Source organism: Ditibartonella apis, assembly GCF_001952075.1.
GTDB classification, from domain to species: Bacteria; Pseudomonadota; Alphaproteobacteria; order Rhizobiales; family Rhizobiaceae; genus Bartonella; species Bartonella apis.
Genome location: NZ_LXYU01000003.1, coordinates 82,921 through 97,002, shown reverse-complemented (window position 1 = coordinate 97,002; position 14,082 = coordinate 82,921). Strand labels below are relative to the sequence as shown.

Sequence of the window (14,082 nt, the reverse complement as noted above, 5' to 3'; positions counted from 1 at the left end):
ATGAAAAATTTTGGTAAACTTAGAGCTTCAAAAGAGGAAATCACATTAGGTGAAGATATCAAGGATGACAAAGGCAATATCGTTCAGCCGGCTAACACAGCAAAAATCAACGTCCTGAAAGATAAGGACGGTGTCGAGTGGCATGAGCTATTCAAAAGATATCCGCATAAATTTTATATCGCTGTTGACGATAACAAGCACATTATTTCCATGACGGATGACCCCGAACAGTCGCAAATTGCCGGATTTGATATTATCGGCATTGACGATGATTATGGCGAAACATTCGGTCAGGGCGGGAGTGTCTATGGCAAACTATGGGACGGCGAAAAGATTGTTGCAGTTCCTCCGGTATTTCCGCCTTTAACTGCACGGCAATTCTGGCAGGCGGCTTTAGCCATTGGCGTAAAGGAAGAAGACCTGATTGCTGATATAGCCAATAAGGATAGCCCTTTTTACATTGCAGATGAAGAAGAACGTGAAAGCGTGTTAATCGACATCAAAAAAGCGACAAGCTTTACCCGTGATTTTCCGCTTTTGAAAAAAATGGCCGAAGTCAACAAAATTCCGGACGCGCAGCTTGATACTTTATGGAATTGGGCTGCCAATATCCGGTAGATATTGCCGTAAAGCCACTCGAAAACCCCGCATCTTTTGCGAGGCTTTTTAGTTCCTTGAAAAATTATTAAGGTTGTTTATACTTTTCAAGAGTTTCGTTGGCTTTTTTTATGTCATCCTTGGTAAAAAGCGGATGCCATTTTTCATTGTTTGCAACAAGCGATTCAACAGTCAAATCAAGTCGTTTATTCACCCAAAGTTTGGTAAAACCGCTAGTAGCATGAGTAGCAGAATTAGAGTGTATCAGCGTTTTCGCCGTTCGAAAGCCACCATCCCGATCAACCATTTGTCTAAATTTGGAAAGTTTTATTCCTAGTGCATCAAGAGCTTTATCATAAATAGCCAGCATTTCTTTATGAAATTCATCTTTCAGACTTGCCATTTTATACTCCTCCTGAATGAAACTCGACCGAGGTTTATAATATCATAAGCTGCCACCTTTTTTAAAAGGAAAACGTGAACAATTTTCATGTTTTGCACAAGCGATCGCGGTTTAAAGCAAACGAGAACACGCTTCTAAATGAATTTAAGGTAGCGGCGCATGAGCCGCGCTCATCCGGTTTTTTAACAAAAGCAAAATTAATGAATTGAATATTGAACCACCACCCCGCTTTTTGCGGGGTTTTTTATTGCCTTCATTTATCATTGATAGGAAAACACCATGACACGACAAATAAGCCTCCACGGCCTTGAAAAACTGAAACAATGGGAAGGTCTCAAAACCAAAGCTTATAAGGATGCTGGCGGTGTCTGGACTATCGGCTATGGGCATACGGCCATGGCCGGTTCCCCTCAGCCATATCAGGGCCAAGTTATTACAGCAGCCGAAGCGGAAAACATTCTTTTGAAAGATCTCGCACAGTATGAAGCGGCTGTCGAGAACAACGTCAATGTCAAACTCAACGACAACCAATTTGCTGCTCTGGTATCCTTTGCTTTCAATGTCGGCATTGGTGCTTTTAAAAATTCGACACTTCTTAAAAAATTGAATCAAGGCGATTTTAATGCGGTTCCGACCGAATTGATGAAATGGACAAAAGCGGGTGGCAAAAAGCTTCAAGGCCTTGTCAACCGGCGGCGGGCAGAAGGGTATCTGTGGATGGAAGGCGCTTTTGTGACTTCCAAAGATGTGGTGCCTGAACAAAAAACTGTTCATCCGGTGTTGAAACCGGAAGTGATCGGGCCGGTTATCAGTGCCGCTTCCGGCTTGACCGGTTTTGCCACCGGTTCGGGACCATTCCAATGGGCGTTAGCAGCCATCATGGTGATCGGCGTTGCAATCGGCAGTTTCTATTTCATCAAACGGTTTAGAGAGGCGGAATTATGATCACATTCGAACGCCTGACTATGACCATTGTCGTCATCATTGCCCTGATTGTTGTTGCTTTTTGTATCGGGCAAGAGGCGGAAAAACAAAAGTTGCTAAAGGCTTCGATCACAGCCTTTGAAAATTCTCACGAGGTTGAAAATGAAGTTGAAGCTCTTACTCCTTATCAGCGCTGCCTTGCTGTTGGCGGGCTGCCATACGACTGCAGGGTTCTCCTGCGCGGGTTGGACAAAACCACCCATGGCAAATGATGCAGCGCGCCTTGTCGAAACCGAACCTGCAATCACCAAATGGATTATCTCGACTGATCGGTTTGGGCAGAAACAGAAATGTTGGAAATGAAAAAACTCATTATCCTTATGCCAAGTGGCATTCATTAACAGTCGATAAATTGGCGGTGCGTTGATGCCAATGTTTTTATACTGTTTATCTGAACAATCGGAAAGAAACACTGTGACAGAAAACCGAATGCCGTTTTCCGACCAAAGCCCGATCGCTTATTTTATAACATATGAAATGCGGTGCTTTTCAGTTTCCAGCAAATATCATTGATGAAAAATCCCGCCGGCATTCGATCTCTCGGAGAATTGCAACCTTCTTCGATTTATTAAAGTTCTTCTTAGCCTTCCTGTCGACACAGCTCGCGCCCGCTTATCATAACATTAGCCGACTAACTTGTGAGAGCGAATAATATTCGAACAGCGGCTCGCACCTTTCATGGAATAATCAAATGTCTGAAAATAATCCCCCACCCGACTGGCTTGCTTATCTTGTTAGGTTCGGACTTCTTGCTCTTGCCGGTGCATGTGGCAGTTTTTTAAGCCAGCTTAACGGAGCGCCAAAAAAATGGCCGCAACGCGTAATGGAATGGGTTGGCGGTGCTTTATGTGCCATTTACGGGGCAGAACTTGCCGCCAATACCCTTTCTCATCTGCTTGATAAATTCGACCTGATCGACGGTTCCTATATTGTGCCGGAAAAATTTCTCGGCCTTGCCGGTTTTTTATGCGGTGCTTTGGGTGTCGCGATTATCGATAGCGTCATAGGCCTATTGAGAAGAAAATTCAGTTCATAACCAAGTCTTCGTAACCAATCCTCATGCACCCGCTAAACTAGCTCTGAAAAAAGTAAAAGCAAAACTCTAACGCACACCCCACGCGGCATAGAGACAAAAACAGCCGATCTATTCAATCGGCAATTTCGGTTTCCACCCCCGACCATAGCCGACAGACATAGCGGAAGCGGCAACTTCGATTTGGTGGATAAGCATTTTCCGTTCTTCAAGCAAAGCTCTAATGAGGGCTTTTGCATCCCCGTCATAGGCTGCAATGAGGCCATCAATATCGTCTTCACAACTATCGTTTGAAACAGCTTTGCTCACTTTACGCGACTCCATTTTTGTTCTCGTATTGTTCTTATTTTTCTAAAAAGAGTCAATGAAAAAATCGTTCAAACGAATAGTCCGAACGCACCTATTATATAAATTATATGCGATTGATGAATGTCGGTTTCAAGCCGCACTTCCTTTTCAGTTCAACTGCAAAATCCACTTTATTCAAGAAATTAAATTCTCATTACTGATGGACTTTTCTACTTATTTTTCAACGAGTTGATAAAATACAAGTCAACGCAGACCAGAAACAGGATGCAGGCTCACGCTTGGGTTCCCTTTTGCTTGAAACCGCTTTGTTTTCCCGATTTTCCGGATAACCAAATGTGGAAAAAGAAAAATAATTGAAACTATCAGCCGTCCCGAAAGACATAAAGCAATTTCCTATCAGCAATCCCTGTCATCACGAGCTTCTGAGGATGATTTCAGAATATCGGCGATAGAAAGAACAAGCTTCATATCCATTGCTTTTTATTGGAAAAAATCCGGAATGTTCATAAAACCTCGTGGCTTGTTCGCCCACCCCATCAACGACAACAGCACGGAAAGCAACAAGCCGGAACGAGGAGATGACCAAAAGAAGGGCATTGCGCAAAAGCACTGCCCCCTACCTCGGTGATGTCTATCAACCGCCATGCGTGAGAAGAAGTGCTACCGGAATTTCATCAATCGCTCGAGCCCCTTTGATTTTATGAGAGCGCAATAAACGTTTTATTTAACAGATTGGCCGCGTTTTAGAGCCAGAGGTTTGGAAGCGCCTCCGACTAATGATGCGTTTCCATTCAATGTTCCGTCCGAAAACGGGCAAGAAGTGTCTTCTTCATTCCATATTTTAATAAATTTCTTCATCTAGGTTGTTTTAAATCACAACCTAGTTTGATTTCAAAATGGAACGAAAAGAAAAAACACCTCGTTCTAAATAATTTTATAATGAATTCTGTCATTATATATAAAAAACTCATTTTTATTCCTTTAGCAACTACCGTTGCGTTAATAATCTTACACCGCCGCAATGAATGGAACCATGCGATTACGCGTTTCTTCTCATTTCACAAATTGATATTTTCAAAAATGAAAGATATAATTGTGCTTTGACCATTAAGAAAAATTCGCAATCTCGAATAACCAATTCGCGAGTTTTTTATTTGCTAATCAAACCTTGGTTAGTACCTAGGCTTGATCGTTAGTGGCTGAATTGTCGCTAACGGATTAAATATAAATTTAACCTCTAAAAGTGTCAATATGTGAATTAAAAACGCCTCTATTTTCTATTATATTATATAGTAACCCGGCTAATGATTACTTTTCGGATCATTGAAGAAAAAATAAATATTTGAAAATGCTATAGAAATTCCCTTTTTAAAAAAATCGAGAAGGAGTTTGATTACTCGAATACAATGTATTGTTTCGCTGAATTTTTTGAAATTTAAAACATTAATTTTTAAGAAAAATAGAATGAATTCGATATTTTTACCGAATCAATTCTTTTTAGGTAGCAACCGCAAATAACCAGAAACATTTTATTATAAGCTCCGCATGTCATCTTCAGCTTATGCTTTTCCGTCAAAGATATAGATAAAATATCCGGTTGTTCTGGTGAGCATTTTATGCGAGCGCGGGTATTTTATTCGAGCGGAGCATTCCATTCACGCGCGGGCATTCGCATTGACGCAGTTGAGACTTATGCAGCCTAACTTTTAAAACGATAATAGTTGATAAAATCACGCACAAAACACAATAAAATCAGGCGCAAAACAACATTGCTTTTTCAATATTTTGAAGCTTGGAAATTAGGCGGTTTGCCGCTTAAATAACAAATTTTGATGAAAAATGGTCGGAGTGAGAGGATTTGAACCTCCGACCCCCTCGTCCCGAACGAGGTGCGCTACCAGTCTGCGCTACACTCCGACTAACTGGTGTTGGCGGGCTTATACCGTTATGACAGACTTCTCGCAAGTGTTTTTTAAAAAAACCCGCTCAACAATTATTCATTTCCTGTCTGTTCCCCCTTTTTCCCTCGGCTCGCAATCGCCTTTTTTCTAATCCGTTTTTCCCTCTCATCCGCTTTTATCCCCTCGCGCGACAGCGTTTTATTATCTTGTTCTTGAAATTTTTTCGCCAAAGCATAAAATTTTTGCCGATGGCGCGACAAATCTTGCCGCTTTAAAATGCCTTCTTCCCTCATCTCGAAATTTCTGTTGCAAGTTTGACCGATTTTTCCTCTTTTCCTGTTTTGTGAGCATTCGGGGGCTTTTCTCGTTTATCCAATCGGCCAAAGATCACAGGGGGCATTCAATGGCCGGTTTTAAAAATATATGCCGGTTCCCTGAGCCATCGCCTCATCGCTTGGAAAGTCGCGCACTATCGGTCTTCATTTTAATGATTTTCATTTTAACGGTTTTAATATTTTTTAAGCGACGGGTGGCAGTCACTTGACCTAAACCCTTGAAAAGCGATAGCAAGAATATGCTTTTTAAGTTCAAGCCGGAAAAGAAAAAATGGCCGAAAAAATCATCAGTTTCATTATGAGTGGCGGCGTTGGCACCCGCCTTTGGCCATTATCGCGTGAAGATTTTCCAAAACAGTTTCACGACCTTTCCGGCAAAGGCTCGATGGTATCCGGCACTGTCAAGCGCATGAATGCCCGGACAAGCGGCCACGGGCCGATTTTTCTGATTGCTTCGGAAGCCCATGAATATCGTTTGCGCCATGATATTGCCGGTTTGCCATTAAATGGCGGACGCCCGATTTTTGAACCTTTGGGGCGAAATACGGCGGCAGCGGTTGCTTTGGCAACAGCAATCACACTTGCCGAATATGGCGACAGGCTCATTCTCGTTGCTCCGTCAGACCATGAAATTTCAACCGATGACGATTTTTGGAAAACCATTCATGAAGGGGAAGAAGCCGCAAGGAGCGGCCGCATTGTGGTTTTCGGAATTCATCCGGATAAGCCCGAAACCGGCTATGGTTATGTAGAGACAGGACAGGAAAAAAACGGCGTTTATGACGTTATCCGCTTTGTTGAAAAGCCGGATGTTGAAACGGCCAAGAAATATTTGCAATCGGGCAATTTTTTATGGAATTCGGGAATATTCCTCTTTTCCGCAGCAACCATGAAAAAAGCCTTTCTCGAGTTCCAGCCGGAAATCTGGAAGAAGACTGTCGAAGCACTTAAGACCGCTCATACAGACATATCGGGCACATGGCTAAATTACGAGCATTATGCAGCTATTCCTTCCGATTCAGTCGATTATGCCATTATGGAGCATGTCAAAGACATTGCGCTTGTGCCTGCCCGTTTTCACTGGAATGATCTCGGCTCGTGGCAATCGCTTTTGAACCAGCAATCAAGCCCCACACCGCCAGATGAGAACGGCAATGTGATTATGGGCGATGTTGTGGCGATCAATTGCCATGGCAGCTATTTGCGCTCGGAAGCGGGGTTACTATCGGCTGTCGGGCTTCACAATATGGCGGTTGTCGCGACAACGGACGCAACTTTTGTGGCTCCCGTTAAAGAAAGCCAGAATGTGCGCGACGTGGTGGCAACACTTGAAAAAGCCGGAAGGCTTGAAACCAAATTCACTCCCGCTGCCGATAAAATACCGCAAAGCGGCGCCTATCTCACCCGTGTCGAGCATTGGCTTTTTGATGAGGCGCTGCCGCTTTGGTCAACCCGCGGGGTTGATGAAAAAGGCGGCTTTTATGAAGCCTTGGGCTTTGATTCCATGCCGGTATTGCGCGCCAAACGCATGCGCACAATGGCACGCCAAATTTATGCTTTTGCCATGGCTGGTGAAATGGGGTGGGACGGCCCTTATAAAGAGCTGATCGACCATGGCCTCGAATTTATCGGCAAAAATGGCAGAACAGACCGTGGCGGTTGGGTTTTGCAGCTTTCACAAGATGGCAAGGTTCTCAACGCAACCGAAGACAGTTATGATCAGGCTTGTGTGTTGCTGGCACTTGCCCATGCCCATCGTGTCGGCAATAAAAAAGCATTGCCGCTTGCTATGGAAACCTTTTCTTTCATCGACCTTCATCTTGCCGATAAAAATGGCAAAGGCTTTTTTGAAAATGCCAAAGCCGACGGGGAAAAAACATTTCGCCGTTCTAACCCGCATATGCATTTGTTTGAAAGTTTCATGGCCTGGTATGATGTGACAGGTGACAGAGATTATCTTGAACGGGCAGAACGCATTGTCGACCTTTTCAAGGAACATTTCTTTGATGAGGATAGCTGGACCCTTGCCGAATATTACGACAAAAACTGGCAGAGAGCTCCCGCCCCCGATGGTGACATTTGCGAACCCGGTCACCATTTTGAATGGTCGTCGTTACTTGTCGATTTTTCCAAAAAAACCAATGACCGCAGCGTTATAAAACTCGCCAAAAAGCTCTATGCCTCGGCCATTGCCAATGGTTTGAACCGCAAGACGGGGCTTGCTTATAACACGATTTCACGCCACGGAATGCCGATCGACACCAATTCGCGAAGCTGGCCGCAAACCGAAGCGATCAAAGCAGCGCTTGCGCTTGATGGTAATGACGGGCCGGATCTGAAACCTGAAATCGAAGCGCGTGTGGGAAGGCTTTTCCGGTGGCATATCGACGCCGCCCCCAAAGGTTTATGGATTGACCTTATTTCGGAAAACGGCCGCGCGATTGCCGAAGATGTTCCGGCTTCCATTTTTTATCATATGATAACGGCTTTGACGCAATATCAGAAATTTGCCCAACATTGGAAAGTGGCTTGAAACCTCGCCGGTCATTTCCTTAAAATCTGCCTGCCCCATTCAACGCCGCTCATGATTTTCATATTCGTCGTCAAAACGGGGACAAGAATTGCCACGTTTAAAACCGGACGATCCGACTTCAGGCGGAAAAGTGTGAGACGCAAAATTCAAGAAAACAATAAAAAACCCGTCCGGCGTGTGTTGCCAAACGGGCTTTTATCGGGGTTCCGGTGATTGATTGTTTTATGACAACATATCAATACCAATGAGGATGCGGGTGCCAGGGCCGCGGGTCATAATGGGGCGGCGGTGGCGGCGGAGCCGGATAAAAATGCCGGTGCTCGAAATGGCGACGATGCGGCGGATAGCGATGATGATAGCGGTCATAATGATGATGACCGTCCTCAACGATGATGACAGGATAAACATCGGCCTTTGCAGAAAGTGCACCACAAAGGGGCACTGTCATTGCGAGACTTAAAAGAATAACAATCAGTTTTCTCATGCGAGATATCCTTTTAACGATTCTTGAAACACATCTTGCGCCTTGTTAGCTGAACTTATCCTGAACATTTTGTTAATCTTCCGTTCATCTTCGCTTTGATGAGGAATGAAAAAACCGGCTTTAACGATCGGACAGAGTTCGGATAAACGCTAATAGAACAAATGATTGCGGCTAAAAAATTTTAAAAAGCCGGAACGGGTAACTATTTCGGATAGCATTTCATAGCCGGAAATAACGACCACATTATTGAACAATTTTTGCAGAAATCCCGCTTTTCTCCCGTCAAAATCGAAATTGATTGCAAAAAAATTATTTCGAGTATTACGATATCCCCACGGGGGAATAGACTATGAAATATATTTTGGTGATCTTCATTGTTTTCACGGCTTCATTGCCGGAACTTGCTGCGGCAAATACACCGTGTTCAGGCCGGAAAGGCGGCATTTCCCATTGTGTAGGCAGAACCTTTATCTGTAATGACGGTTCAACCAGCGCATCGACCAAAGATTGTTCGGCCTATATGGGCGGCAGTTCAACAAACAGCCAATCTTTGGAAAGCAGCCCGTCTCTTATGGAACCATCATCGGGAAATTGTTCTTGCCGATCGGGAACCTATTGCGTTGGCCCCAGAGGTGGACATTATTGCTATTCGGATAGCGGACGGAAAAGCTACCTTCCCCACTGAAAGCAATTCTTGAAAAATGCAATGAATCGCGAAAACCGGCCGCAAAAATTGCTGAAAGCCCTGAACCAACAGCTTTTTAAATAGGCCGTAACTATGCCCGCGGAGCTTTAACACGCGGGCATTGTTATCAACCTGCTTTCGCACTGAAACGGAGCTTGATTGCTTTCAAGCGCCTTACTCGCCCTTGATACGTTTGAATGCTTCATCAAGGCCGCCGGTTAAGGCTTCTCTGCCACCATGATCGGTGAAATATTGGGAGACCAGCTCGTTCGTACCTTTTTTGGTCGAATATTCGGCTTCCAATTTAGTAAAATCGGGCTTCTCTACTTTTCGCGCCTCGTCGGCAAGATTGCCAAACATTGAGGCAAGAAATGGTGCCGACTGGCTTTCATCAAGCCCGTTTTTTTCAAACCAACGGTTTGCTGTTTCGATGAAATTGAAATAGACGCCCATCAGAGAGCCGGCCGTCATCATCAATGCAAACTGGCTTTCATCCTTGACAGCGATTGCCCCACCCATTGCATTGAAAATTTTCTTCAATTCAGGATTATCGGGATAAATTGCCGTAACGCCTTTGGCTTCGGCAACAAAGGGAAGCGGCATTACGCGAAAAACCTTTTTGCCAATCCATTTTTCGGTCTCGGTTGCCGTTGCCATAGCAATAACCGAAATAACTGTTTTTGTTTTAGAAAAATCGAGCTTTTTTAATTCTTCCTCGGCAATCTGGCTTCTTAGACAAATGAAAACATCATCGCTCTGGTCGATGACATCCTGATTGTCTTTGCCGATTTTCACCTTGTCATAAAGTTTGGCAAGATGTGCCGCGCGGTCGGCATTTCTGGGTGAAACCGTAATTTGTTCCACCGGAGGATCGCTCTTCATCAAGCCTTCCACCATGGCCGAGGCAATGGTTCCTGTACCGATAAAACCTAGTTTCATTTGTCTCTTTTAACCTCGTAATTCAATATCGGGCCAAGCCAGCGTTCGACTTCGCTCACCGGCATTGCTTTTCTTTCTGCATAATCTTCAACCTGATCGCGTTCGACCTTGGCAACGCCGAAATAATAGCTGTCGGGATGGGAAAAATAAAGTCCGGCAACCGACGAGCCAGGCCACATGGCGTAACTTTCGGTGAGTTCCACACCGGTATTTTTTGTCGCATCAAGAAGCTCGAACAATGTGCCTTTTTCGGTATGATCGGGCTGTGCGGGATAGCCGGGAGCCGGACGTATGCCACGATAATTTTCGGCAATCAGGTCTTCCTTTGTCGAATTTTCATCGGCCGCATATCCCCAATAGACTTTGCGAACGCGTTCATGCAGACATTCGGCAAAAGCTTCGGCAAAACGGTCGGCCAGAGCTTTGACAAGAATGGAGGAATAATCGTCGTTTTCGCGTTTGAACCGTTCGGCAATTTCGTCCTCGCCAAAGCCGCTCGTTACCACGAAACCGCCGAGATAATCGGGTGTGCCGACAGGAGCAACAAAATCGGCCAGAGCAAGATTGGGCTTTCCCTCGCGCCGCTGCAATTGCTGGCGCAAAGTGAAGAAAGTTGCCCGCTCGTGTTTTCTTGTTTCGTCAGTATAAATGCGGATGTCGTCACCAACGCGGTTTGCCGGCCAGAAGCCGATCACCGCTTTCGGGTGGAACCATTTTCCGGCAATGATTTTTTTAAGCATTTTTTGCGCGTCGTCATAAAGCTGGCGGGCTGTTGCGCCCTGCTTTTCATCATCAAGAATTGCCGGAAAACGCCCACGCAATTCCCAGCTCTGGAAAAACGGTGTCCAGTCGAAATAGGTGGAAAGTTCGGCAAGATCCCAATCGTCGAATTTTTTGACACCAAGAAATGTCGGCTTGACCGGTTTATAATTCTTGAAATCGAGTTTCAACGCATTGGCGCGCGCTTCGCTTAAGGAAACGCGGGTCTTTTGTTGTTCGCCCTTTTCATGGGCGGCGGCAAGCTTGGCATATTCCTCACGGATTTTTTTGATTGTTTCGGTTTTTGTTTGCGGGGAAAGAAGCGATGAAACAACTCCCACCGCCCGACTTGCATCAAGCACATAGACACTCTGCCCGCGGTGATATTGCGGGTTGATCTTGACGGCCGTGTGAACGCGGCTTGTTGTTGCCCCACCGATTAACAAGGGAATGTCGAAGCCCTGACTTTCCATTTCATGGGCAACATTGACCATTTCATCAAGTGAAGGTGTAATGAGGCCGGAAAGACCGATTGCATCGGCCTTTTCACGCCGCGCCGCATCGAGAATGGTTTGTGCGGGAACCATCACACCAAGGTCGATAATCTCGTAATTATTGCAGGCAAGCACAACGCCGACGATGTTTTTGCCAATATCGTGAACATCGCCTTTGACAGTTGCGAGAATAATTTTACCCGCACTCTGGTGGCCTTCCCCACCGTTTTTACGCTTTTCCTCTTCCATATAGGGAAGAAGAATGGCCACAGCCTGCTTCATCACGCGGGCGGATTTCACCACCTGCGGCAAAAACATTTTGCCCGAACCGAATAGATCGCCCACCACATTCATACCGGCCATAAGCGGCCCTTCAATGACATCAAGCGGGCGTTCGGCTTTTTGGCGTGCTTCTTCGGTATCGGCGTCGATATATTCGGTAATGCCGTTGACAAGAGCATGTTCAAGGCGCTTTTCCACCGGCAATTGTCGCCAGCTCAAGTCTTTTTCCTTTTTAACGCCGCCACCGGCCTTGCCGCGATATTCTTCCGCTAGAGCAAGCAGGCGTTCGGTTGCGCCTGCGTCCTTATTGAGGATCACATCTTCACAGGCTTTTTTAAGCTTCGGTTCGATTGTATCGTAAACCGCCAATTGTCCGGCATTGACAATGCCCATATCCATACCGGCGGCAATTGCCCGATAAAGAAAGACCGAATGCATCGCCTCGCGAACCGGCTCGTTACCGCGGAACGAGAATGACAGATTGGAGACCCCGCCGGAAATATGGCAATAGGGCAATTTTTTGCGAATTTCCTTGGTCGCTTCGATAAAATCGACGGCGTAATTGTTGTGCTCGTCAATGCCGGTGGCAATGGCGAAAATATTGGGGTCGAAAATAATATCCTGAGGCGGAAAACCGACCTTGTCGACAAGAATCCTATAAGCGCGCTCGCAGATTGAAACCTTGCGTTGTTCGGTGTCGGCCTGGCCTTTTTCATCAAAAGCCATAACCACAACGGCCGCCCCGTAACGGGAAGCAAGTTTTGCGTGTTCGATAAACTTTTCTTCGCCCTCTTTCAAGGAAATCGAGTTGACGATGGATTTTCCCTGCACACATTGAAGACCGGCTTCGATAACTTCCCATTTTGATGAATCAATCATGACAGGAACACGGGAAATATCGGGCTCTGAGGCAAGAAGATTTAAGAATTTGCGCATGGCCGCAACGGAATCAATCAAGCCTTCATCCATATTGATGTCGATGACCTGCGCGCCGTTTTCCACTTGATTGCGCGCGACATCAAGAGCAGCCGTATAATCATTATTGGTTATGAGTTTGCGAAAACGTGCCGACCCCGTAACATTGGTGCGCTCGCCAATATTGACGAAAGGAATGTCGTGGGTGAGTGTAAACGGTTCGAGACCCGACAAATGCAAAAGCTTTTCTTGCGGTTTGGGCTTCCTCGGTTTGAACGGTTTGACCGCTTCGGCAATGGCGCGAATATGATCGGGCGTGGTTCCGCAGCAACCGCCGACAATGTTGATGACACCTTCCCGCGCATATTCTCCAAGTTCTTTTGCCATAATTTCCGGCGTTTCATCATAACCGCCAAAGGCATTGGGCAAACCGGCATTCGGATAAACACAAATCAGTTCTTCTGTATTGGCGGCCATTTCCTTGACGAGTGGCAGCATGGCCTTTGCGCCCAAAGCACAATTAAGCCCGACAGAAAACGGCTTGGCATGGGCAACCGAATAAAGAAAGGCTGTCGGCGTCTGTCCTGAAAGTGTGCGCCCCGACATATCGGTAATCGTGCCGGAAATCATGATCGGCAATTCGATATTTTTTTTGGCAAAAACTTCTTTGGCAGCAAAAATAGCCGCTTTGGCATTGAGCGTATCGAAGATCGTTTCAATGAGAAGCAGGTCAACCCCGCCATCAATCAGTGCATTGATCTGCTCGCCATAGGCAATACGCAATTCATCAAAGGTAATGGCACGAAAACCCGGATTGTTGACATCTGGCGAAATCGACGCGGTCTTATTGGTGGGGCCAATGGAGCCGGCAACAAAGCGCGGCTTGCCGTCTTTCTCTTCGGCCTGCAAGGCTGCACGACGCGCAAGACGGGCGCCGTCACGGTTAAGCTCGTAGACCATATTTTCCATGCCATAATCGGCTTGTGCAATGGTGGTTGAAGAAAATGTATTGGTTTCCAGAATGTCGGCGCCGGCCAAAGCATAGCGCAAATGGATGTCTTCAATGGCTTTCGGCTGGCTCAATGTCAAAAGGTCGTTATTGCCTTGAAGGGCGCAGCTACAGGCGACAAACCGCTCGCCACGGAAATGTTCTTCGTCAAAATGGAAAGACTGGATTTGCGTTCCCATCGCGCCATCAAGAATAAGAATGCGCTCGCGCGCCAATTGGCGCAATTCTTCCGAACGGTTTTTCGGCTTTTCCGTTTGACCGAACAATTTTTCTACGGGATTTGATTTATCGGGATTTGATGTCTTGCCCGAGGCTTTCTCTTCGCCGGAAGATGACTTTTCGACAATATGCGACATAGCGGGGAAACCTTTCATATCAGCCGGTCATGAGTGACATAAAGATTTCTTTATGTCAATAAAT

The 14,082-nt window shown here is 45.8% G+C and carries 12 protein-coding genes and 1 tRNA gene; 6 read left to right on the top strand and 7 right to left on the bottom strand.

Going from position 1 to position 14,082, the window contains the following annotated elements:
- The gene (locus PEB0122_RS07330) at positions 1-618 is read left to right on the top strand and encodes a hypothetical protein (protein ID WP_075916446.1); all 618 of its coding nucleotides are present in this window, start codon (positions 1-3) and stop codon (positions 616-618) included.
- 67 nt (positions 619-685) lie between these two features.
- Here PEB0122_RS07330 and PEB0122_RS07325 read toward each other — a convergent pair whose 3' ends face one another.
- Complete coding sequence (locus PEB0122_RS07325) at positions 686-1,000, bottom strand: hypothetical protein (RefSeq protein WP_075916444.1); 315 nt, start codon at positions 998-1,000, stop codon at positions 686-688.
- A gap of 279 nt (positions 1,001-1,279) precedes the next feature.
- Here PEB0122_RS07325 and PEB0122_RS07320 point away from each other — a divergent pair, with 279 nt between their 5' ends.
- The 3 genes from PEB0122_RS07320 (at position 1,280) to PEB0122_RS07310 (ending at position 3,020) form a co-directional block, all read left to right on the top strand.
- On the top strand, positions 1,280-1,945 hold the full coding sequence (locus PEB0122_RS07320; RefSeq protein WP_075916442.1) for a lysozyme: 666 nt from the start codon (positions 1,280-1,282) through the stop codon (positions 1,943-1,945).
- Positions 1,942-2,196 (top strand): hypothetical protein, encoded by a 255-nt coding sequence (locus PEB0122_RS07315; RefSeq protein ID WP_075916440.1) that lies wholly within the window; start codon positions 1,942-1,944, stop codon positions 2,194-2,196. The genes PEB0122_RS07320 and PEB0122_RS07315 overlap by 4 nt, the downstream gene beginning before the upstream one ends.
- 479 nt (positions 2,197-2,675) lie before the next feature.
- A complete protein-coding gene (locus PEB0122_RS07310; RefSeq protein WP_075916438.1) occupies positions 2,676-3,020 on the top strand; it encodes a hypothetical protein in 345 nt (114 codons plus the stop codon).
- A 108-nt stretch (positions 3,021-3,128) separates the two neighbouring features.
- Here the strand turns inward: PEB0122_RS07310 and PEB0122_RS07305 are convergent, their stop codons facing one another.
- From PEB0122_RS07305 to PEB0122_RS07290, 3 genes are all read right to left on the bottom strand, one after another.
- Positions 3,129-3,341 carry a hypothetical protein gene (locus PEB0122_RS07305; protein WP_075869039.1) on the bottom strand — a complete coding sequence of 71 codons (213 nt, stop codon included), beginning with the start codon at positions 3,339-3,341 and terminating at the stop codon, positions 3,129-3,131.
- Positions 3,342-5,166: 1,825 nt separating this feature from the next.
- A tRNA-Pro gene (locus PEB0122_RS07295) sits at positions 5,167-5,243 on the bottom strand.
- A gap of 76 nt (positions 5,244-5,319) precedes the next feature.
- On the bottom strand, positions 5,320-5,520 hold the full coding sequence (locus tag PEB0122_RS07290) for a hypothetical protein (protein ID WP_075916434.1): 201 nt from the start codon (positions 5,518-5,520) through the stop codon (positions 5,320-5,322).
- A 313-nt stretch (positions 5,521-5,833) separates the two neighbouring features.
- Between PEB0122_RS07290 and PEB0122_RS07285 the strand changes: the two genes are divergently transcribed.
- The gene (locus PEB0122_RS07285; protein WP_075916432.1) at positions 5,834-8,095 is read left to right on the top strand and encodes an AGE family epimerase/isomerase; all 2,262 of its coding nucleotides are present in this window, start codon (positions 5,834-5,836) and stop codon (positions 8,093-8,095) included.
- 235 nt (positions 8,096-8,330) lie between these two features.
- Here PEB0122_RS07285 and PEB0122_RS07280 read toward each other — a convergent pair whose 3' ends face one another.
- On the bottom strand, positions 8,331-8,579 hold the full coding sequence (locus PEB0122_RS07280; protein ID WP_075916430.1) for a hypothetical protein: 249 nt from the start codon (positions 8,577-8,579) through the stop codon (positions 8,331-8,333).
- A gap of 349 nt (positions 8,580-8,928) precedes the next feature.
- Here PEB0122_RS07280 and PEB0122_RS07275 point away from each other — a divergent pair, with 349 nt between their 5' ends.
- Entirely contained in the window at positions 8,929-9,264 is a 336-nt protein-coding gene (locus PEB0122_RS07275) for a YdcA family protein (RefSeq protein WP_075916428.1), read from the top strand.
- Positions 9,265-9,438: 174 nt separating this feature from the next.
- Here the strand turns inward: PEB0122_RS07275 and PEB0122_RS07270 are convergent, their stop codons facing one another.
- Both PEB0122_RS07270 and metH read right to left on the bottom strand, forming a co-directional pair.
- Positions 9,439-10,203 carry a pyrroline-5-carboxylate reductase gene (locus tag PEB0122_RS07270; protein WP_075916426.1) on the bottom strand — a complete coding sequence of 255 codons (765 nt, stop codon included), beginning with the start codon at positions 10,201-10,203 and terminating at the stop codon, positions 9,439-9,441.
- A complete protein-coding gene (gene metH / locus PEB0122_RS07265; protein ID WP_083650301.1) occupies positions 10,200-14,018 on the bottom strand; it encodes a methionine synthase in 3,819 nt (1,272 codons plus the stop codon). The genes PEB0122_RS07270 and metH overlap by 4 nt, the downstream gene beginning before the upstream one ends.
- Positions 14,019-14,082 lie beyond the last annotated feature (64 nt).

Coding starts and splice junctions, on each gene's coding strand:
- PEB0122_RS07330 (WP_075916446.1), top strand. CDS start 1: ATGAAAAATTTTGGTAAACTTAGAGCTTCAAAAGAGGAAATCACATTA.
- PEB0122_RS07325 (WP_075916444.1), bottom strand. CDS start 1,000: ATGGCAAGTCTGAAAGATGAATTTCATAAAGAAATGCTGGCTATTTAT.
- PEB0122_RS07320 (WP_075916442.1), top strand. CDS start 1,280: ATGACACGACAAATAAGCCTCCACGGCCTTGAAAAACTGAAACAATGG.
- PEB0122_RS07315 (WP_075916440.1), top strand. CDS start 1,942: ATGATCACATTCGAACGCCTGACTATGACCATTGTCGTCATCATTGCC.
- PEB0122_RS07310 (WP_075916438.1), top strand. CDS start 2,676: ATGTCTGAAAATAATCCCCCACCCGACTGGCTTGCTTATCTTGTTAGG.
- PEB0122_RS07305 (WP_075869039.1), bottom strand. CDS start 3,341: ATGGAGTCGCGTAAAGTGAGCAAAGCTGTTTCAAACGATAGTTGTGAA.
- PEB0122_RS07290 (WP_075916434.1), bottom strand. CDS start 5,520: ATGAGGGAAGAAGGCATTTTAAAGCGGCAAGATTTGTCGCGCCATCGG.
- PEB0122_RS07285 (WP_075916432.1), top strand. CDS start 5,834: ATGGCCGAAAAAATCATCAGTTTCATTATGAGTGGCGGCGTTGGCACC.
- PEB0122_RS07280 (WP_075916430.1), bottom strand. CDS start 8,579: ATGAGAAAACTGATTGTTATTCTTTTAAGTCTCGCAATGACAGTGCCC.
- PEB0122_RS07275 (WP_075916428.1), top strand. CDS start 8,929: ATGAAATATATTTTGGTGATCTTCATTGTTTTCACGGCTTCATTGCCG.
- PEB0122_RS07270 (WP_075916426.1), bottom strand. CDS start 10,203: ATGAAACTAGGTTTTATCGGTACAGGAACCATTGCCTCGGCCATGGTG.
- metH (WP_083650301.1), bottom strand. CDS start 14,018: ATGTCGCATATTGTCGAAAAGTCATCTTCCGGCGAAGAGAAAGCCTCG.